Annotated in this window: 16 protein-coding genes and 1 riboswitch; of the genes, 12 read left to right on the top strand and 4 right to left on the bottom strand. The window is 74.5% G+C overall.

Annotated elements, in window-relative coordinates:
* The first annotated feature begins 5 nt into the window (after positions 1 to 5).
* Genes I3F58_RS26010 through I3F58_RS26000 form a run of 3 tightly spaced genes read left to right on the top strand, consistent with a single transcriptional unit; the run spans position 6 to position 4,194 of the window.
* Positions 6 to 2,372, top strand: a complete 2,367-nt coding sequence (locus I3F58_RS26010) for an FHA domain-containing protein (RefSeq protein ID WP_240111136.1) — start codon at positions 6 to 8, stop codon at positions 2,370 to 2,372.
* A gap of 38 nt (positions 2,373 to 2,410) precedes the next feature.
* Positions 2,411 to 3,169, top strand: a complete 759-nt coding sequence (locus I3F58_RS26005) for a hypothetical protein (RefSeq protein ID WP_240111135.1) — start codon at positions 2,411 to 2,413, stop codon at positions 3,167 to 3,169.
* The gene (locus I3F58_RS26000; protein WP_240111134.1) at positions 3,169 to 4,194 is read left to right on the top strand and encodes a serine/threonine-protein kinase; all 1,026 of its coding nucleotides are present in this window, start codon (positions 3,169 to 3,171) and stop codon (positions 4,192 to 4,194) included. The genes I3F58_RS26005 and I3F58_RS26000 overlap by 1 nt, the downstream gene beginning before the upstream one ends.
* Here I3F58_RS26000 and I3F58_RS25995 read toward each other — a convergent pair.
* Positions 4,125 to 5,510: a streptophobe family protein gene (locus I3F58_RS25995; protein ID WP_240111133.1), complete on the bottom strand. Its 1,386-nt coding sequence runs from the start codon at positions 5,508 to 5,510 to the stop codon at positions 4,125 to 4,127. The two genes, I3F58_RS26000 and I3F58_RS25995, sit on opposite strands and share 70 nt — an antisense overlap.
* Positions 5,511 to 5,603: 93 nt before the next feature.
* On the opposite strand from I3F58_RS25995, the gene I3F58_RS25985 reads away from it, so the two are divergent.
* Positions 5,604 to 6,917 (top strand): DUF6777 domain-containing protein, encoded by a 1,314-nt coding sequence (locus I3F58_RS25985; protein WP_308355065.1) that lies wholly within the window; start codon positions 5,604 to 5,606, stop codon positions 6,915 to 6,917.
* A gap of 3 nt (positions 6,918 to 6,920) precedes the next feature.
* Here I3F58_RS25985 and I3F58_RS25980 read toward each other — a convergent pair whose 3' ends face one another.
* Positions 6,921 to 8,015: a class I SAM-dependent methyltransferase gene (locus I3F58_RS25980; RefSeq protein ID WP_240111131.1), complete on the bottom strand. Its 1,095-nt coding sequence runs from the start codon at positions 8,013 to 8,015 to the stop codon at positions 6,921 to 6,923.
* A 135-nt stretch (positions 8,016 to 8,150) separates the two neighbouring features.
* Here I3F58_RS25980 and I3F58_RS25975 point away from each other — a divergent pair, with 135 nt between their 5' ends.
* Positions 8,151 to 8,369 (top strand): hypothetical protein, encoded by a 219-nt coding sequence (locus tag I3F58_RS25975; RefSeq protein ID WP_240111130.1) that lies wholly within the window; start codon positions 8,151 to 8,153, stop codon positions 8,367 to 8,369.
* A gap of 281 nt (positions 8,370 to 8,650) precedes the next feature.
* Here the strand turns inward: I3F58_RS25975 and I3F58_RS25970 are convergent, their stop codons facing one another.
* Together I3F58_RS25970 and I3F58_RS25965 are read right to left on the bottom strand one after the other, a co-directional pair.
* On the bottom strand, positions 8,651 to 11,725 hold the full coding sequence (locus tag I3F58_RS25970) for a LuxR family transcriptional regulator (RefSeq protein ID WP_240111129.1): 3,075 nt from the start codon (positions 11,723 to 11,725) through the stop codon (positions 8,651 to 8,653).
* Positions 11,726 to 11,935: 210 nt separating this feature from the next.
* The gene (locus I3F58_RS25965) at positions 11,936 to 13,741 is read right to left on the bottom strand and encodes a S8 family serine peptidase (protein ID WP_240111142.1); all 1,806 of its coding nucleotides are present in this window, start codon (positions 13,739 to 13,741) and stop codon (positions 11,936 to 11,938) included.
* A 1,075-nt stretch (positions 13,742 to 14,816) separates the two neighbouring features.
* On the opposite strand from I3F58_RS25965, the gene dhaK reads away from it, so the two are divergent.
* From dhaK to I3F58_RS25930, 7 genes are all read left to right on the top strand, one after another.
* Complete coding sequence (gene dhaK / locus I3F58_RS25960; protein WP_240111128.1) at positions 14,817 to 15,809, top strand: dihydroxyacetone kinase subunit DhaK; 993 nt, start codon at positions 14,817 to 14,819, stop codon at positions 15,807 to 15,809.
* A gap of 5 nt (positions 15,810 to 15,814) precedes the next feature.
* A complete protein-coding gene (gene dhaL / locus I3F58_RS25955) occupies positions 15,815 to 16,432 on the top strand; it encodes a dihydroxyacetone kinase subunit DhaL (RefSeq protein WP_240111127.1) in 618 nt (205 codons plus the stop codon).
* Positions 16,429 to 16,878 carry a PTS-dependent dihydroxyacetone kinase phosphotransferase subunit DhaM gene (locus tag I3F58_RS25950; protein ID WP_240111126.1) on the top strand — a complete coding sequence of 150 codons (450 nt, stop codon included), beginning with the start codon at positions 16,429 to 16,431 and terminating at the stop codon, positions 16,876 to 16,878. The genes dhaL and I3F58_RS25950 overlap by 4 nt, the downstream gene beginning before the upstream one ends.
* A gap of 16 nt (positions 16,879 to 16,894) precedes the next feature.
* A riboswitch (cobalamin riboswitch) is annotated at positions 16,895 to 17,128 on the top strand.
* A 30-nt stretch (positions 17,129 to 17,158) separates the two neighbouring features.
* The gene (locus I3F58_RS25945; RefSeq protein ID WP_240111125.1) at positions 17,159 to 17,848 is read left to right on the top strand and encodes an energy-coupling factor ABC transporter permease; all 690 of its coding nucleotides are present in this window, start codon (positions 17,159 to 17,161) and stop codon (positions 17,846 to 17,848) included.
* Positions 17,845 to 18,192: an energy-coupling factor ABC transporter substrate-binding protein gene (locus I3F58_RS25940; protein ID WP_240111124.1), complete on the top strand. Its 348-nt coding sequence runs from the start codon at positions 17,845 to 17,847 to the stop codon at positions 18,190 to 18,192. The genes I3F58_RS25945 and I3F58_RS25940 overlap by 4 nt, the downstream gene beginning before the upstream one ends.
* A 5-nt stretch (positions 18,193 to 18,197) precedes the next feature.
* Positions 18,198 to 18,944, top strand: coding sequence for a cobalt ECF transporter T component CbiQ (cbiQ, locus tag I3F58_RS25935; protein WP_240111123.1), 747 nt, complete (start codon positions 18,198 to 18,200; stop codon positions 18,942 to 18,944).
* Positions 18,944 to 19,807 (top strand): energy-coupling factor ABC transporter ATP-binding protein, encoded by an 864-nt coding sequence (locus I3F58_RS25930; RefSeq protein WP_240111122.1) that lies wholly within the window; start codon positions 18,944 to 18,946, stop codon positions 19,805 to 19,807. The genes cbiQ and I3F58_RS25930 overlap by 1 nt, the downstream gene beginning before the upstream one ends.
* The last annotated feature ends 16 nt before the right edge of the window (positions 19,808 to 19,823 follow it).

The raw sequence follows: 19,823 nt of genomic DNA, 5'->3' as shown, positions 1-19,823 counted from the left end.
CCCCTATGGGAGAGCGGCCCGTCGTGCCCCACGCGCCCGAGCTGATCCTCGCTGTCGGCGGGGAGTCCACCGTGATGCGTCCGAGCCGCGTCTACCGGCTCGGACGTGATCCCGCGAGCGACATCGCACTGGCCGATACGCGGGTCTCCTGGCATCACGCGGTGCTCCGGCCGGAGGGCGGCCGGTGGAGGGTGCACGACGAGGGCAGTACCAACGGGACCTACGTGGACGGCCGCCGCGTCACGGCCGGAGACGTCGGCCCCGGTACGGTGCTGCGCTTCGGGCATCCGGAGGACGGCCCGAGCGCGGTGCTGTCGGCCCCCGCTCCCCCGCCGCCCCCTCCCCCGGCCTCGGAGGTGCCGCGCCCGTCGTCCGTGTCACTGCCGGCCTCGACCGGCACGTTCCGGCAGCCCACCTCGGTCCGGCCGCTGCCCGGCGGGACCGTGCGGATCGGGCGGGCCGTGGACAACGACGTGGTCATCGACGACCTGGTGGTGTCCCGGCGGCACGCGGAGCTACGGCTGCGCCCGGACGGCACGTACTGGATCCACGACCTGGGCAGCCACAACGGAACCTTCCTCAACGGCCGCCGGACCGACGCCGCCCGGGTGACCGGCGACGACATCATCGGCATCGGGCACTGCTCGTACAACCTGGTCGGCGGGCGGCTGGTCGAGTACACCGACACCGGCGAGGTCTCGCTGGACGTGCAGGGCCTGTCGGTCACGGTCGACGAGGGGCGCAGAACGCTGCTCGACGCGGTGTCGTTCCCGGTCGGTGAGCGGCATCTGCTGGGCGTCGTCGGACCGAGCGGCGCGGGCAAGTCGACACTGCTCAACGCGCTGACGGGGCTGCGCCCCGCCGACCGGGGCACGGTGCTCTACGACGGGCGGGACCTGTACCGGGAGTACGCCGAGCTGCGCCAGCGCATCGGGCTGGTCCCGCAGGACGACATCCTGCACCTCCAGTTGACGGTGCGGCGGGCGCTGGCGTACGCGGCCGAGCTGCGCTTCCCGCAGGACACCCGGCGGGCCGAGCGCGAGGCCCGGGTGGACGAGGTGCTGCGGGAGCTGGGCCTGGAGCAGCGGGCCGGGCAGCCGGTGCACAGTCTGTCCGGCGGCCAGCGGAAGCGGGTGAGCGTGGCGCTCGAACTGCTGACGAAACCCTCGCTGCTGTTCCTCGACGAACCGACGTCCGGTCTCGACCCGGGCATGGACCGTTCGGTGATGCACATGCTGCGCGGGCTGGCGGACGAGGGGCGCACCGTCATCGTCGTCACGCACAGCGTGCTGAGCCTGGACGTGTGCGACCGGCTGCTGGTCCTGGCGCCGGGCGGGCGGATCGCCTTCTACGGGCCGCCGGACGAGGCGCTGCGCTTCTTCGGGTACGCGCAGTGGCCGGAGGCGTTCGAGGCGTTCGAGAACGACCGGGACCGTGACTGGGCGGGCCGCTACCGCGACTCGGAGTTCCGGCGCCGGTACGTCGACTCCGCCATGCACCGCCCGGAACCCCCCTCGGACGAGGCGGCGGCCGTCGCTCCGGCACCGCCGCCGAAGGCCCAGAGCTGGGGCACGCAGTGGTGGACACTGGTGCGCCGGTACGCGGCGGCGCTGAGCGCGGACCGCACCTTCCTGGCGATCATGGTGGCGCTGCCGTTCGTCATGGGCGCGATGGCACGGGCTCTGTCGGAGGGCCGGCTCGGCCCCAAGTCCTCGCTGAACGTGCTGCTCATCCTGTGTGTGGGCGGCGTCCTGACCGGGGCGGCGAACGCGGTGCGGGAGCTGGTGAAGGAGCGCACCATCTACCGCAGGGAGAGAGCCGTCGGCCTGTCCCGGTCGGCGTATCTGATGTCGAAGGTGAGCGTGCTGGGCCTGGTCACCGTCGTACAGGCGGTGGTGCTGACGCTGGTCGCGCTGGTGGGGGTGCCACTGGGCGCGCCCGGCGGGCGGGGGGTGCTGATGCCTCCGCTCCTGGAGCTGACACTGGCGGTGGCGGCGCTGTCGTTCACGGCGATGACGCTGGGGCTGCTGGTGTCGGCGCTGGTGCGCAAGGAGGAGGTCACCATGCCGCTGCTGGTGCTCCTCGCGATCGTGCAGGTGGTGTTCTGCGGGGCCCTGCTGTCCGTGTCGGGCACACCGGTGCTGGAGCAGCTGGCGTGGCTGGTGCCGTCGCGGTGGGCGTTCGCCGCGATGGCGTCGACGGTGGACCTGGGCGCGATGGTGCAGTCGGACCTGGCGGACGACCCGCTGTTCGCGCACAGCGCCGGGACCTGGCTGACCGACATGGGGGTACTGCTGGGGCTGTCGGTGCTGTTCCTGGTGGCGGTGGCGCGGCTGCTGCGGCGGCACGAGCCGGTGATCATGCGCAAGTAGCGCGTACGAGCACGTGAGAAGGAGGAGAGGAGCAGCCCATGGCGACGCCCGCCGATCCCGTGTACCCGGCCGACTGGGGAGTCGACGACCAGATCGTGGACCCGGACTTCCGGGCCACGCACGTGGTGCCGCGCGCGGGGCTGTCCGCCTGGGAGACCCCGGGGACCTCGGCGCCGACGGTACCGCTGGACCCGTTCCTCCCGGTGCGGCTGACGGAGCGGACGGGCGACTGGGGGCGGGTGCTGTGCTCCAACGGCTGGTCGGCGTGGGTGGACGCGCGGCTGCTGGTGTCCGTGCCGGCGCATCCGCCGTCCGCCGTGCGGGCCATGGCGCGGACGGCGGATCCGCGCCGGCTGCTGACCCGGGTGGAGGAGTCGGTGGCGCGCTACCGGCAGGCCGCCGAGGACCTGGCCGGCGGCCGGACCGACCGGGAGGGCTTCCGGAGCCGTACGGGCGGACTCAGGGTCGGGGTGGTCGTCGAGGGCGAGTCGGTGTGGCTGTTCGACGCGGAACACGAGCGGTGGGTGTACTGCGACGGGATCCGGCCGGCCACGTACGCGGCCTCGGGAGAGCCGTCCGCGGAGGCCGAGGTGGAGGAGGTGGAGGAGGCCGAGGTGGAGGAGGCCGGTACGGACGCGCAGGCGGATGCCGAACCGGCGGGCGGCCCGGCGCCGGACCAGGAGCCGACGCGGGTCGTCGGCGCCCCCTCCGCCCCGGAGCCCGACGCCGGAACCACGCGGATCGCCGGGCCTGCGGACCAGCCGCCTCCCGGTCCGGCCGGGGCGGGTGACCGGTGATGGTTCAGCGGGCGCCGCACACGGAATCCCTTCCGGCGGGCACGCCGTCGGGGGTGGTCGGGCAGCGGATCGCGGAGTACCGCGTGGAGAGCGAGATCGGGCGCGGCGGTATGGCCGTGGTCTACAAGGCGCGGGATCTGCGGCTGGAGCGGACCGTGGCGCTGAAACTGCTGGCGCCGGAGCTGGCCCGTAACGACACCTTCCGCAAGCGGTTCGCCCACGAGTCGCGGGCGGCTGCCGCGATCGACCACCCGAACATCGTGCCGGTCTTCGAGGCCGGGGAGTACGAGGGCGTCCTGTACATCGCGATGACGTATGTGCCCGGCCAGGACCTGCGGGCGCTGCTGGACCGTGAGGGCCCGCTGCCCGTGGCGAAGGCCGTGCGGATCGCCGTGCAGGTGGCGTCGGCGCTGGACGCGGCGCACGACCACGACCTGGTGCACCGGGACGTGAAGCCGGGCAACATCCTGGTCGCGCGGGGCACCGACACCGACCATCCGGAGCATGTGTACCTGACGGACTTCGGGCTGACGAAGAAGTCGCTGTCCCTGACCGGCTTCACCAGCGTCGGGCAGTTCGTCGGCACGCTGGACTATGTGGCGCCCGAGCAGATCTCCGGGCGGCCGGTGGACGGCCGGTGTGACGTGTACAGCCTGGGCTGTGTGGTGTACGAGATGCTGGCGGGCGCTCCGCCCTTCCGGCGCGAGGACGACATGGCACTGCTGTGGGCACACCAGTACGACCCGCCGCCGCCGCTGAGCGGGGAGCGGCCGGGGCTGGCCGACGGGGTGGACGCGGTGCTGTCCAGGGCGCTGGCGAAGGCGCCCGAGGACCGGTACGAGTCGTGCCTGCGGTTCGTGTCGGAGCTGCGGGCGGCGGCGCTGGCGGGACCGGAGCAGGCCCCGGAGCGGGGCGGGGAGCGGAACGGGCGGCGCGTACGGGCCCGGGGCCCGTCCTATGGCCCCGTCGAGCCGCCGCCGTCACCGCCGGACTGGGCGCTGCCGGTCTTCCGGGACATGGACTGAGGGTCCTCGGGCCTGTCCGGCACCTCGCCCCGGCGGCGTACCCGCGAGGCGAGGAGGCCGCCGAGGAACCCGGCCACGAGCCCCCACAGCAGGGCCAGGCCCACCATCCTCCACAGGTGCGGGCTGAGCAGCACCTCGCCGCCGAGCGCCTCGATCTCGAAGATGCCGAGCAGCGACAGCCCGAACCGGGCGTGCAGCCGGGTCACGGGTGCGATGACGAGCAGGGTGAGCGCGAAGGCGACGCCCATGTGCAGGGCCTGCTGCCACAGCCGGGTCCGTGCGGGCGACCGGACCGCCATGACGAAGGCGGCGGCCAGCAGCAGGACCGCCGCCGCGGGCACCAGCCACCAGGCGCGGCCGTCGTACTCCGCGAGGGACCGCACATCGAGGGTGGTGACCTCCTCGCCGCGCAGCACCTGGTCGAGCACCTGCGGCATGGGCAGCCCGAACGGGCCGTCCACCCTGCCCTCCCAGGATCCGAAGACGCCGAGGCCCAGCGCCATCCACACCAGGTTCGGCAGGCCCAGCAGCAGGACGGCGAAGGTGTCGGCCGTGTGCCCCTTGACCGCCGCGACCACGAGTCCGGTCACGAGGCCCACCACGACGTACGCGAGGAGCAGGAACAGCATGGCGAAGGCGGCGGGTCTGACCGGCTCCTGGTAGCGCACCAGCCGGGCCGGGAGCGGCGCCCTTCGGGACACGAGCAGCGCCATCGCGAGGACGCCCAGCACCCACAGCAGCCCGTACAGGAGGGTCGCGCCGTACTCGGCCCCGAAGCCGACGGTGGGCGAGGCGGCGTCGCCGAAGAGGTCGCCGAGGAGGTCGCTGACGGTGCCGGCCGGGCCCTCCTCGGGGACCAGGTCGGTGAAGGTGTGCCGGGCGAGCGCGGCGACCCCGGCCAGCCCGGCCAGCCACAGGAGCACCGTCCGGCCGATCCGGCCGAGGAGTTCGCGGCCCGAGGCGACGGCCCGGTGCCGCAGCGGGCGCAGGAACCCCGCCCCCAGGGCGAGGGCCCCGGCGAGGCTCACGGACAGCGGCATGGCGGTCACCTCGGCATCCGCCCCGGCGAGTGCCCCGGCCTCGCCGGTCAGGCCGACGTCGCCGCCCGCCGCCATGACGACGGTGGCCGCCACGACCCGGGGGAACGCCCCGCCGGGCAGGTCCGTCGCGCCCGCCGCCCAGAGCCCCAGGACGGCGGTCACCACCATCGCGGCCAGCCCGGCCAGAACGGCGCCGAGCGCGTCACGCCAGTCGTGGAGGGCGTGCGGCAGGCTGCCCTGGGCGGGTTTCCGTACGGCGGCGTCGCGGCTGCTCACGGGAGCCACGCTAGACGCGGAGCGTGGTGATCGGCTTGCGGACCGCACCCGGACGGGGCACACAATGGCGCAAAACGGAAGGAAGGGTTGAACGTGACGTCCGATCCCGGCTCCGGCCGCCCCACGGGCCCCCCGTCGGGCCCCCTTTCGGGCCGCCCCTCGGGCGGCTCCGGGCAGGGCCGCCCGTCCTCGGGGCGCCCCGAGACCCCGCACCAGCCGACGACCCCGGCACACCCGACACCGACGCCCCCGCCGCCGCCCCCGCCGCCGGGCGGCACCGGCGGAGGAGGCGGCGGGGGCGGACCGGGCGGCGGAGGCGGGGACGCCGGAGGCGAGGGCGGCGGGCGCCCTCCGTGGTGGCGTTCCACGCCGCTGATCGCCTCGGTGGCCGGGGTGATCGTGGCGGCCGTCGCCGTGGCGGTCGCCCTGGCACTGACGGGCGGCGGGAACGGGGGCGGCGACGAAGAGGCGGGCGACACCGGCATCTCCGTCAGCCCGGCCGGAGGGGCCAACGACCTGTTCCTCCAGCAGCCGAACACCGGCGGCCAGGACCCGTTCACCGACAGCACCGCCGACTCCGACGCGGACGTCGCCCCCGCGACGGCGCAGCCGTCCGGCCCGGTCTCGGGCTCGGAACCGGGCCTCTACGGCGGGACCAGGAACGTCGCGAGCTGCGACGTCGAGCAGCAGATCGAGTTCCTCGGTGCCGACGGCGCCAAGCAGCAGGCGTTCGCCGGGGTGCTCGGCATCGCGCCCGCCGCGGTCCCCGCCTATCTGCGGGGGCTGACCCCCGTCCAGCTGAGGCACGACACCTGGGTCACCAACCACGGCTTCCGCGACGGCCGGGCCTACCCGTACCAGGCGGTCCTCCAGACGGGGACGGCCGTCCTGGTCGACGGGCGCGGCACGCCCAGGGTGCGGTGCGCGTGCGGGAACCCGCTGACGCCGCCGCAGGCACTCAAGCAGGGGTACCGGACGGTCGGGGAGCAGTGGCGCGGCTATCAGCCGACAAAGGTGGTCGTGGTGAAGCCCGCGGTGACGGTGGTGAACATCTTCGTGATCGTCACGCCGGACGGGGAGCCGGTCGAACGGTACCGGGGGGACTCGGAGGCCGACCGCGACAAGCGCAGTACGGCCTCGCCGGTGATGACTCCCAGCAGTCCGTCGCCGCACGACTCCGAGTCCTCCGCGTCGCCCGTGACCTCGCCCCCGACCTCGCCTCCCACCTCCCCGCCGACCTCGCCCCCGACCTCACCCGCGTCTCCCGAGTCACCGCCGTCTCCTCAGACGCCGGGGTCCCCGGCGTCACCGCAGTCGCCTCAGAACGGGGACGTGTCCCCGAACGGCGGTACGCCCGCGACCGTGACGTCACCGGTGAACGGCGACAGCCGGCAGCCGCCCGGCTGAGCCTCAGTCCCGGCCCTTGGTCGCGACGTAGTACAGGTTGAACGGATCGCCCTCGATGCTGTGCGTCTCGACGCCGGTGAAGCCCGCGTCGGCCAGCATGCGGCGGGCGGTCTGTTCGCCCCAGACCGTGCCGAGCCCGGCGCCGCCCGTGCTGAGCGAGGTCGTCATGCAGTAGAACAGGCTGATCCCGTACAGGGTGGGGCCCAGCGGGTGGCCGATGTTGTCCTCCAGGTTGCTGGAGGCCGCCATGTCGCCCATCAGGAAGACCCCGCCGGGGCGCAGCGCCGCAGCGATCGCGTCCAGTGTCTCGGCGGGGCGGGCCAGGTCGTGGATGACGTCGAAGGCCGTGATCAGGTCGTAGGTGCCGGGGATACGGGTGGAGTCGCTCTCGACGAAGGTCACGTTGCCCAGGCCGAGCTGCGCGGCCTCGGCCGTTCCGGCCGCGAGACCCTGCGCGGACTGGTCGAGGCCGGTGAAACGGCTGCGGGGGAAGGCGCGGGCGAGGACGATCGGGGCGTGGCCGTGGCCGGTGCCCACGTCGAGGGCGTCGATCCCCTCGTGCAGACGCTCGGTGACGCCCTGCGCGAAGGGGATGAGCACATCGACGAGGGCGGCGTCGTAGACGCGGGCGGTGTCCTGGGCCTGGATCTCCTGGAAGCGGGGGTAGGCGGAGTACGGGACGCCGCCGCCGCGCCGGAAGGCCTCGACGACCTCGTCCTCGACACGGCCCACCAGCCCGACGTACTCCATGAGCGCGGCCAGGTTGTCGGGGCCTGAGGCGCGGACGAGTGCCGGTACGTGTCCGGGCGGCAGACGGTAGCGGCGGCCGTCGGGCTCGTAGGCGACGATGCCGCCGACGACCATGCCGCCGAGCCACTCCCGTACGTACCGCTCCTGGAGACCGGCGGCCTCCGCGATCTCGGTGCTGGTGGCGGGCGGCAGAGTGCTCATGGTGTCGAAGAGGCCGGTGCGGTGGCCGACGCTGGTGAGCAGGGCCAGCATGCCGTCGTTGAGGACGCCCATCAGGCGGTCCGCGAACGCGGCGGTCTCCGGCGCCGGGGCTTCGGGTGCGGTGCGCGAGTTCTCCGTGGTCGCCATGGCCCCTCCTCGTACGGTTCGGTGGCCTGGTTCCACGGTAGGCGCGGCCCCGACAGGCGGCCCGAGGGACACGCGCAGCGGATTCGCAGCGGCACTGGGCGTGACCGATCGGCGGATCCGGCAGTTGTTCGGGGCATGAAGAAGCGCAGCATGCTCGCCGTGGCCTCGCTCGCCGCGGGTTTCGTCACCGCCCTTGTCACTCCCCCGTCGCACGCGGTCGTCGGGGACGCCCTGCCCGACCCGGGGTCGTTGGCCGGAGCCGATCTGCTGGACTCGGTCGTGGACACCGCGACGGGCGGCGCGGCGCAGAGTTCGGACAGCACGACGTTCCGGGGCGGTGAGGAGGCCCGCTAGGAGAGCGTCCGGCGGATCAGCCGGCGTCCGGGCCGGGTGCGCTCCTGCCGCCGGGGAGCGGGTTCCGGGGCCTGCGGATGGACGGCGCGGGGGGCGTCGGTGCGGAGCGTCGGCGGCCGGCCACGCCGACGGGGGCAACCCGCTCGAGCATGGCCGAGAGCTTGAGAAAGGGCGTGCCGGATCCCTCGGCCCGGGCAGGACCCGTCGGACACGATCCGGTCCGGGGTCCGGGGGCTGCGCTCCCGGACCCTCTTCGCCCGTCGCGGCTTCGCCGCTGCTCCTCACGTGCCGGACGGGCCGGGCTCCGGGGCCGTGTTGAGGACCGTCGCGAGCTGGGAGCGGGAGCGGACGTCGAGCTTCTGGTAGATGCGGGTCAGCCGCGCCTCCACCGTCTTCACGCTCAGGTACAGCCGGGCCGCGGCCTCCTGGTTGCTGGCGCCCTGGCCGACCAGCCGGGCCAGCCGGGCCTCCGCGTCGGTGAGCCGGGCCAGTGCGTCACCTCCGGCGGGCGTGGACTCGGCGCGGCCGGGGGTCTCGCCGGTGAGCTGCAGCCAGGGCGCGGCGCCCGCGCGTTCGAAGACGGCTGCGGCGGTCTGGAGGGCCTGCTGGGCGGCGGAGCGCCTGCGGCGGCGCCGCTCGACGCGGGCCAGGGCGATCAGGCAGCGGCCCTGTTCCAGGAAGAGGCCGTGCGCGGCGAACCGTTCGGCGGTCTCCGCGAGCAGCCCGGCGGCCTCCTCGGGCTTGCCGCCTGCCGCGAGGCACAAGGCGTAGGCGCGGTCGCAGCCGAGCAGTACGGTCGTGCGGCCCAGGCGCTCGGCCACCGGGCCGACGTCCGCCAGCAGGTCCTCGGCCTGTTCGCGGGCGTCGTTGGCGAGCAGGGCCTCCGCGAGTTCCTCGTGCCAGCGCAGCATGGACGGGTCGACGGTCCGCTGGGCGCGCTCGTTGTCCTGGACCCGGCGCAGGGTCTCCAGGGAGCCCGACACGTCGCCGGTGAGGAGCTGGACCCGGCCCAGCGCGTAGAGGCTGCGGGACAGGAAGACGTGGTCGCCCTCCTCCTCGGAGGCCTGGACGCTGCGGCGGGCGTAGCTGATGGCGCGGGCGAAGGAGCCGCCCGCGGTCTCCGCGAGGGCCAGGGTGTACCAGGCCGGCCCCGGGGACAGCCCGGCTTCCAGGGTGAGGGCGAGGGAGCGGTGGGCGTACTGGAGGGCGGCGGCGCACTGGCCGCGCCGGGTCTCGACGGCGGCGAGGGTGTGCAGCAGCTCGATGGTGTCCTCGACCGGGCCGCGCCGCTCGACCAGCGGGAGCAGCGCGTTGACCTGGTCACGGGCCTCGGTGAGCCGGTCGTCGAAGAGGGCGTGCCGGATCGTCAGGATCTGGGCGGCGTTGCGGACGCCGAGGGGCCGGTCGGCCATCTCCAGGACGCGGGCCTCGGCCAGGGTCTCCTCGGCGTCCGGCACGCCGAGGGAGCGGTCCATGCGGGCCTGCACGGTGAGGGCCTGGGCGGCCGTGTGCGGGTCGCCCACGGAGACGGCGAGGGCGGCGGACTCGACGGCGGCGGCGCGCGAGCGGACCGGGTCGCCGTCCGCGAGGACGTGCTTCACGGAGAGGCGCAGCAGGACGGCGGCGCGGAGTGCCGGATCGCTCTCGGAGTCCTCCAGGGCGTGTACGAACAGCTCATCGACATCGGTGAGGCCCTGGCCCGCGGTGTCGAGGACGGCGAGCCGGGCCCGCACCCGGTCGGCGGGGTCGGCATCCCGGGCCAGGAGGTCGCCCGCGGCGCGCACGGCGAGGTCGGAGCGGGCGGCCCGGGCGGCCTCCCCGGCGGCGGCCGCGAGCCGGGCGATGCGTTTGGGGCCGAGGTGAACGGGGGTGGACTCGGCGGCGAGGAGGGCGAGTTCGGCGGCGAGAGCACTGTTGCCCCGGCGGCGCACGGTGTCGACGGCGGCCGCGACCTCGGCGGCCAGTTCCTCGTCGGGTACGTCGGTGGCCAGGGCCCGGTGCCGCACGGCCTCGACGGGGTCGTCGACGACGCGGGCGAGAGCGGTGTGGGCGCGGCTGCGTTCGGTCCAGCAGGTGTCGTGGACAAGGGTGGTCGGGAGCAGACCCGCGGTGAAGGCGACGGCGCCGTTCTCGGTGAGGGAGACCAGCCCGGCACGCTCGGCGGCGGCCAGCTCGGCCTCGGCGGAGGGGCGGCCGGCCCGGCGTACGAGGGCGGCGGTGGGCCGCAGCGCGAGCGCGGCGAGCAGCAGGGCGGAGCGCACGGCGGGCGAGGCGGTGGCCAGCATCCGGCGGGCGAGGTCGCGGGCACGGCCGGACAGGGGCAGGGCCTCGGCGTGGTGGACGGGGGTGGTGGCATCCGCCAGTGACCGTCCGACGGCGAGCGCGAGGCGCGGGTTGCCGCCGCTGGCCCGGTGGATGCGCCCGGCCATGCGGGAGGCGAGCCGGTGCTGGACGAGCAGTTCTGCGATCTCGTCGGCCTGGAGCGGCGGAACGAGCAGCACATCCGCCTCGGAGGGCACCCAGAGCGCCAGCGGGCTGAGGTCTCCGCCGGGCCCCTGCGGCCCCCCGGGCCCGTACCCGGCTCCGGGCTGCGCCGGTCCCGCCTGGTCGGCGTCCGGGGCGGGGCCCGTGCCGGTCCGGGTGCGCGTGTCGTCGGTGCGGTCCGGGCCCGCGGCGCCGGGATCGGTGCCAACGGCCGCGCCGTCCGGGCCGTGGACGTCGGTGTGCGGGTCCGGTGCCGGATGGTCGAGGCCGTGCTGCGGGGACGCGCCGTGCGCGGGGCCGTGGGGGTCGCCGTGGGGCAGGGGTTCCGGTGTGGGGGTGTGGCCTGGAGCGCAGGGGGCCGGGGTCTCCACGGCGAGGACGCGGAGGCCGGGCGGGGCCAGGTGGAGGGCGAAGCGGAGGAGGTCGACGCTCTCGGGGTCCAGGTGCCGGGTGTCGTCGACGACCAGGAGGACCGGGCGTCGCTCGGCGAGGGTGCGCAGGATGCGGGCCAGGCCGAGGCGCAGGGCGATCGGGTCCCAGTCGGTGTCGGGTGCGGTGGCCTCGCGGCACAGGACGGCGACGGCGGCGCGCTGAGGGCCCGGCAGCCCTTCGAGGGCGGCGGGCGGCACGGACGCGACGAGCGCGGCGACCGCGGCGCCGGGCATGGCACGGTCGGCGGGCTGCGGGGCGAGCCACAGGACCGTCTCGCCCCGGTCGGCGGCCTGCGCGGCGGCGGCCTGGGCGACCTCGGTCTTGCCGACGCCCGCGGGGCCGGTGAGCACGGCGCGGCCCCGGGCCTGCAGGGTCTGGGCGAGGCGCTCGACGATCCGGGATCGCCCCACGAGCGTGGAGCGGTACGGCGTCGTCCTCATATGCCACCACCCTCCGGCGCGCGTGGGCCCGTGCCCGCACGCAGCGGACCTGGTGTCCGCGCACTGTGAGGATACGAAGTCGTCACCGGTAGTCCAGGCGCGGTGTCCGGCATGTGGACGGTCATGTTCCCGCCACACGGCGGGGCGCGCCCCCGGCCACATGCCGGGAGCGCGCCTCTGACCTGCGATGATGCTGGTGATCCAAGGTGCTCAGAAGGTCAGGCCCCAGGAGTCGATGTAGCCGGTGTCACCCGCGTACACATCCTGGACGCGCAGGGTCCAGGTGCCGTTCGCGACCTCGTTGGACGCGTTGACGGTGTAAGTGGTGTTCACGTTGTCGGCGCCGTCACTGCCGCTGTTGTTCTTCAGACGGTAGGCGGTTCCGTCCGGCGCGACCAGGTCGATGACGAGGTCACCTCGGTAGGTGTGCTTGATGTCGACCGCGGCCTTGAGGTCGGAGGGGGCGTTGCCGGAGACGCCGGTGACGTTGATGGAGGAGGTCACGGTGGCGCCGTCGGTGATGTTCACGTTCGTGGTGTTGGTGAACGTGCCGCCCGGCTCGGTGGGCGTGCCGCCGGTGACCGCGTTCACGGTCGCGGTGGCGTCGGCGATGCCGGTGCCGCAGCCGCCGGAGCAGGTGCCGGGCAGCGGACGGGCGTTGTCCTTGATCGCGGACTCGATGCCGGCGGGAGTCAGCGCGGAGTCCGCCGACTTCAGCAGCGCGGCCAGGCCCGCGATGTGCGGGGCGGCCATCGAGGTGCCCTGGTAGGGCTCGTAGTTCTCGGTGGACTGGACCGTGGCGCCGGAGTTCAGCGTGGAGAGGATGCCGTTCTCGGGGGTGGTGACGGTGCCGGGGGTGTCGGTGCCGCGGCGCGTCTCGCCACCGGGGGCGGAGACGTCCACGGTCGAGCCGTAGTTGGAGTAGAAGGCCCGGTTGCCCTCACGGCTGGTGGAGGCCACCGTGATGACGTTGGCGCAGTTCGCCGGGGTGAACTTCGAAGCGTCGGCGTTGCTGTTGCCGGCCGCGACGACGACGGTGGTGCCGCGGGAGACGGCGCCGTTGATGGCGTTGCGGTAGACGCTGGGGCAGGTGTTGCTGGCGCCGCCGAGGCTCATGTTGATGACCTTGGCGGGGTTGGGGTTGTCCGGGACGCCCGCGACATGGCCGCCGGAGGCCCAGGTGATGGCGTCCGCGATGTCGGCCGAGGAGCCGCCGCACTTGCCGAGGACGCGCACGGGCTGGATCTTGGCGCCGTAGGCGATGCCGGCGATGCCCTTGGCGTTGTCCGTCACCGCGCCGATGGTGCCGGCCACGTGCGTGCCGTGCCAGGACGAGTCACTGGCCCGCGAGCCGCTGTAGCACTCGTTGTCGGTGGCGTTCCAGTCGCCCTCGTCCGTGGCGTCGCTGTCGCGGCCGTTGCCGTCACGCGCGTCGGCGGAGTCGGAGATGAAGTCGTAGCCGGGCACGACGTTGGCGGCCAGGTCCGAGTGGGCGGCGTAGCCGGTGTCGATGACGGCGACGGTGACGCCGCTGCCGGTGGTGGTGTCCCAGGCCCCGGGCACGTTCATGCCGCCGGTGGGCTCGAAGAGGTCCCACTGCTTGGCGTATTCGGTGTCGTCGGGCGTGACGGCCATCGGGAAGGCGCGCACGTCCGGCTCGACGGACGCGACGTTCGGGTCGGCGCGGAAGGCGTCCATGACCTTGTCCGCGTCCTTCTCGGTGGCCGAGGCGCCGAGGTCGACGAGGGCCGCGCCGCCGGTGACACGGCGCTCGAAGGTGAGCTTCTCGCCGGTCTTCTTCGCCTTCTTGGCGGTGTCGCCCTTGGCTGCGGTGTCGGAACCGGCCGCGGCGGCACCGTCCTTGTAGGTCACGATGACCTTCTCGACGGGGGCGGCCGGGGCGGGTGCGGGGTCCATCGACTGCGAGGTCGGGACGGCCGGCTGGGGGGTGGCCTGAGCGGCGAGTGCCACGGACGAGGTGGCAGTCACGCCGAGGATCGTGGCGCTCGCGGCCACGATCGATATCAGTCTCCGCCTGGAACCGTTCAAGGTGTTCCCTTTCAGGGCTGGCTCCGGCGACTCCCGGAGCAGCTGACGGTGCGGAACGCGGGCGGGCGGCGCGGGACTGTGGCTGCTTGTGGGGTGCCTCCACAGCCCCGTGGGGCCGGGTGCGCCCCCGCGCCGCCGCCGGCGTGACGGCCTCGCCATCGGGGCCGTCACCGGTGGTCGCCCCCCTGGGGTTCACATGCGTTGGGGTTGCATGCACCTGACAGATTCGAGTCAGTGAGGGGGAACCGCCGGTCCGGGAACAGTAGGGAAACGCCGGATGAAGCCGATACGGGGAAAACCCTTGTCACCCCCGCGCGGGGGTCCGGGCAGTGGACGGGGGACCCTCTCAAACCTGCCGCCACCTGCGGTTGTTGTCCGCCCGAGTCGACACCGGCGGCGACAACCCGCGCCGCTGCGGCCGGTGCTGGGGCGCCGCAACGGCGGTCCCGCCCACGCACGGGCGAGGGCGCGAACGAGCCACGGGCCGCACATGCCACGCGCCTCACCGGGACCGGCCCGCCCGTGCGCGGGAACCGTCGAGCGCACGGCGGCCGCCCACGCGCGCCTCACCCTGCCGCCCCTCACCCGCCGCCCCCGTCGGACCACCCGGACGACTCGGACCACCGACGGCGGTCATGACCGCCGGGACGCGCACGGCCCGCGTGGGGAGGACCGGGATCCGCACGGAGCAGGCGGACCCGGCCCGGCCCGGCCACCGCGGCCGCCGCAGGCCCCGCCACCGCCACCGAACCCAGGGCCGCCGACTCGGGCCACCGGCTCCGGACGACTGCCGCCCAAGCCGCCGTTCGCCCGGGTGCGGGGTGGTACGCACCGGGTGGCCGCGCCGTCCGTACGCGGCCGGGAACGGCAGGACGACCTGCGCGCGGACCAGGAACAGGGCGATCGCCGCGGACCGCGGCCGACGGCCGGTCCGGACGGTTCGGGGACCTGCCGGGCGGCCCGGCAGGTCCTCTCGCGACGGGCCGGGTACGGCGGATAGTGTCCGCAACGGCCGGACGTACACGCTGGCGAGGAGATGCCGATGCGCATGCTGATCAACGTGCCCGAGACCGTCGTCCCCGACGCCCTGCGCGGGATCGCGGCGGCACACCCCGAGCTGACCGTCGATGTGGAGCACCGCATCGTCGTACGGAGAGACGCGCCGGTCGCCGGAAAGGTCGCCCTGGTCTCCGGAGGCGGGTCCGGTCACGAGCCGTTGCATGCCGGGTTCGTGGGGCCGGGCATGCTGTCGGCCGCCTGCGCCGGCGAGGTCTTCACGTCCCCCGTGCCTCAGCAGATGGTGCGGGCCGCGGCGGCCGTGGACAGCGGGGCGGGCGTGCTGTTCGTGGTGAAGAACTACACCGGCGACGTCCTGAACTTCGACATGGCCGCGGAGCTGGCGGAGGACGAGGGCGTCCAGATCGCGAAGGTACTGGTCGACGACGATGTCGCGGTGTCCGGCAGCACGTACACAGCCGGCCGGCGCGGCACCGGGGCCACGCTGTTCGTCGAGAAGATCGCGGGTGCGGCGGCCGACGAAGGGCAGCCGCTGGAGCGGGTGGCGGCCGTCGCCCGGCGGGTGAACGCCTTCTCGCGGAGCTTCGGGGTGGCGCTCAGCGCCTGCAGCACTCCGGCGAAGGGCGCGCCGACCTTCGATCTGCCGCCCGGCGAGCTGGAGTTGGGCGTGGGGATCCACGGGGAGCCGGGGCGGGAGCGGCGCCCGATGATGACGTCCCGGGAGATCGCGGACGTGGCGGTCGACGCGGTGCTGGACGATCTGGACCCGAGCGGGCCGGTGCTGGTGCTGGTCAACGGCATGGGGGCGACGCCGCTGCTGGAGCTGTACGGGTTCAACGCGGAGGTGCACCGGGTGCTGGGCGAACGCGGGGTGCCGGTGGCGCGGACGCTGGTGGGCGACTACGTGACCTCGCTGGACATGGCGGGGGCGTCGGTGACGCTGTGCCGGGCCGACGAGGAACTGCTGCGGCTGTGGGACGCGCCGGTGGCGACGGCCGCGCTGCGGTGGGGACGGTGAGCGGGATGCTGGACACGGGCTTCTTCGTGCGCTGGATGAACGTGATGGCGGCGGCCGTGGACCGCGAGGCGGACCGGCTGACGGAGCTGGACTCCGCGATCGGTGACGCCGATCACGGAGTGAACATGCGGCGGGGCTTCACGGCGGTGCGGGAGGCGTTGGACAAGGAGCCGCCGGACACGCCGGGGGCGGTGCTGGTGCTCGCCGGACGGACGTTGATCTCGTCGGTGGGCGGGGCGTCCGGGCCGCTGTACGGGACGCTGCTGCGACGCGCGGGCAAGGCACTGGGCGATGCGGCGGAGGTGGCGCCCGCGTCGCTGGCCGAGGCGCTGGGCGCGGGGGTCGCGGGCGTGGCGCAGCTCGGCGGGGCGAGGTCCGGGGACAAGACCATGCTGGACGCGCTGGAGCCGGGGGTGGCGGCGCTCGGGACGGAGAGCTTCGGGCCGGCCGCCGCGGCCGCTCTTGCGGGCGCCGGGGCGACCGTGCCGATGCTCGCCCGCAAGGGCAGGGCCAGCTACCTGGGCGAGCGGTCGGTCGGTCACGAGGACCCGGGTGCCGCGTCCTCGGCGCTGCTGTTCGCGGCGCTCGCGGAGGCGGCGGAGGCTTCGGGGGCGGCGGCATGACCGGGGCGGCGGGAGGTGCGTCCGCGAAGACCGTGGGGATCGTGCTCGTGTCGCACAGCGCCGAGGTGGCCGTGGCGGTCGCCGAGCTGGCGCGGGGGCTGGCCGGGGACGGGGCCGCTGTGCCCGTGGCAGCCGCGGGCGGGCTGCCGGGCGGCGGACTGGGCACCAGTGCCGAGCTGGTCGCCGCGGCGGCGCGGTCGGTGGACTCCGGCTCCGGGGTGGCGGTCCTGGCCGACCTGGGCAGCGCCGTGCTGACGGTGAAGGCGCTGCTGGCGGAGGACGCGGAGGCGGGCGAGGGAGAGGGTCAGCTGCCGGGCGGCACGCGGCTGGTGGACGCTCCGTTCCTGGAGGGCGCGGTGGCGGCCGTCGTCACGGCGTCCGCCGGCGGAGACCTGGACGCCGTGGCGGCGGCGGCCTCGGAGGCTTACCACTATCGCAAAGAGTAAGCAGGTACATGGCCTGTGCGGTTGTGATGACGCAGGTCAACCCACTACTGTCACAGGGCCTTGGTGTACGGGAAATCCGGTGTGAAGCCGGTGCGGCCCTCGCCACTGTGATCGGGAAGTCCGGCTCCGTCCCCGTCTCGTCGTCGGGGAAGCCACTGGACGTCCGCGGGAGACCGCGGGGTCCGGGAAGGCGGAGCCGCGGCGGTAGGACCCGTCAGCCAGGAGACCGGCCAGGGCGTGCAAGTCCATCCACGAGGTGCTGGAGAGGGTCTCCCCACACATGCATATAGCCGAGGGGTTTCTGCCCCGGGAGCACGCGGTCGCCTGGACGGTGGCTGCTGCGCCCTTCGTCGTCCACGGGGTGCGCGCCCTGACCCGGGAGGTCAAGGCGCACCCGGAGTCCACACTGCTGCTCGGCGCATCCGGGGCGTTCACCTTCGTCCTGTCGGCCTTGAAGATCCCGTCCGTCACGGGGAGTTGCTCGCATCCCACGGGTACGGGGCTGGGCGCGATCCTGTTCCGTCCGCCGATCATGGCGGTGCTCGGCACGATCACTCTGCTGTTCCAGGCGCTGCTCCTGGCGCACGGCGGGCTGACCACGCTGGGCGCCAACGCGTTCTCCATGGCCGTCGTCGGCCCTTGGGCCGGGTACGGGATGTACCGGCTGGTGCGACGGTCCGGCGCGCCGCTGATGGCGGCGGTGTTCTGCGGCGCGTTCGTCGCGGACCTGTCCACGTACTGCGTGACCAGTGTGCAGCTGGCGCTGGCGTTCCCGGACCCGGGCAGCGGTATCGCGGGGGCGCTGGCGAAGTTCGGCGGCATCTTCGCGGTGACCCAGATCCCGCTGGCGGTCAGTGAGGGCCTGCTGACCGTGCTGGTGGTGCGGCTGCTGAGCCAGTCGAGCCGGGGCGATCTGCTGCGGCTGGGCGTGCTGGTGCCGGGCGCACGGAAGGAGGACGCGGTCCGATGAGCCGGAACACGAGGATCAACCTGCTGCTGGTGCTGGCCGTGGTGGCGCTGGCCGTGCTGCCGCTGGCACTGGGTCTGGGCGAGGGCCAGGAGGAGCCGTTCACGGGCGCGGACGCGCAGGCGGAGACGGCGATCACGGAGAACGCGCCGGACTACGAGCCGTGGTTCAGCCCGCTGTACGAGCCGCCCTCCGGTGAGATCGAGTCGGCGCTGTTCGCCCTCCAGGCGGCGCTGGGCGCGGGTGTCCTGGCGTACTACTTCGGGCTGCGGCGTGGCCGCAGGCAGGGCGAGGAGCTCGGGCGGGCGGCCGAGGCACCCGCCGCCTCCGGCACGGCCGGGGAGTAGCGCGGGTGCTGCCCATCGATGTGGCGGCGCACAGCAGTCGCTGGCGCCGCCGCCATCCGGCCGAGAAGGCGGTGCTGGGGCTCGGGCTGACAGCGTGTGCGGTGGTGCTGCCGCCCTGGCCCGGGTCCGTGCTGGTGGCGGTGGCGGCGCTGGCCGTCCTGCTGGGACCGGCCGGGGTGGCGCCGCGTCAGCTGTGGCGGAGCTGGCGGTTGCCGCTGGGATTCTGTGTGACGGGCGCGCTGCCGCTGCTGTTCCAGGTGGGCGGGCCCGGAGACTTCTTCGCACTGGCGCCGGACGGTCCCGCGCAGGCGGCGCAGCTGCTGTTGCGGACGTCCGCGGCGTCACTGGGGGTGCTGCTGTTCGCGTTCACCACGCCCGTGTCGGATGTGCTGCCGCGGCTCGTACGGGCCGGGGTTCCGGCGCCGGTGGTGGACGTGGCGCTGGTGATGTACCGGATCAGCTTTCTGCTGCTGGACGCGGTGAGCCGGATCCGGCAGGCGCAGGCGGCCCGGCTGGGCCTGACGAGCAGGGCCGCGGCGTGGCGTTCGGTGGCGGGGCTCGCGGCGACGGCGTTCGTGCGGGCCTTCGACCGGGCGGCCCGGCTGCAGAACGGTCTCGCGGGGCGCGGTTATGACGGGACGCTGCGGGTGCTGGTGCCTGAGGCGCCGGTGGACCGCCGGTTCCTGGCCGCCTCGGGCGGGCTGCTGGCGGCGGTCGTCGCGCTGACTTTCGTACTGGAAGGGTTCCTGTGATGGTTTCGGACGGATCGCCCGTGGTCGAACTGGCCGGGGTGTCCTTCGCGTACGAGGACGGCCCGCCGGTGCTGGACGGGGTGGACTTCGTGGTGCCGGAGGGCCGGGCGCTCGCGCTGCTGGGCCGCAACGGCGGCGGCAAGACGACGCTGCTGCGGCTGCTGAGCGGCGGTTTGCGGTGCGGGAGCGGCCGGCTGCGGGTGGCCGGTGAGGACGTGTCGTACGACAGGAGGGGCCTGACGCGGCTGCGGACGACGGTCCAGCTGGTGGTGCAGGACCCGGACGACCAGTTGTTCGCGGCCTCGGTGGGCCAGGACGTGTCGTTCGGACCGATGAACCTGGGGCTGCCGGAGGCCGAGGTGCGGGCCCGGGTGCGGGAGGCGCTGGAGGCGCTGGACATCACGGCGCTGGAGGACCGGCCGACGCATCTGCTGTCGTACGGGCAGCGGAAGCGGGCCGCGATCGCGGGCGCGGTGGCCATGCGGCCGCGGGTGCTGATCCTCGACGAGCCGACGGCCGGGCTGGACCCGCACGGGCAGGAGCGGCTGCTGGCGGTGCTGGACGGACTGCGGGCGTCGGGGACGACCGTCGTGATGGCCACGCACGATGTGGACCTGGCCCTGCGCTGGGCGGACGACGCGGCCGTGCTGGTGCCGGGCGGGCTGCGGACGGGGCCGGTGGCGGAGCTGCTGGCCGACTCCGGCCTCCTGGCGACGGCCCGGCTGCGCCAGCCGTGGGCGGCGGCGGTGGCCCGGCTGCTTCGGGGCCGGGGGCTTCTGGGCGAGGCGGAGCCGGGGCCGCTCACGGCGGAGGAGCTGGACGCGTGGGCGGGCACCGGGGCGATGGCCGCGCCGGAGGGCTGACCGGCCGGCTTCGCGC

Origin of the sequence: Streptomyces sp. MUM 203J, from assembly GCF_022414595.1 — a bacterium.
Lineage (GTDB): Bacteria > Actinomycetota > Actinomycetes > Streptomycetales > Streptomycetaceae > Streptomyces.
The sequence above is the reverse complement of the archived record's forward strand: the minus strand, read 5'-3'. Positions and strand labels throughout refer to the sequence as shown.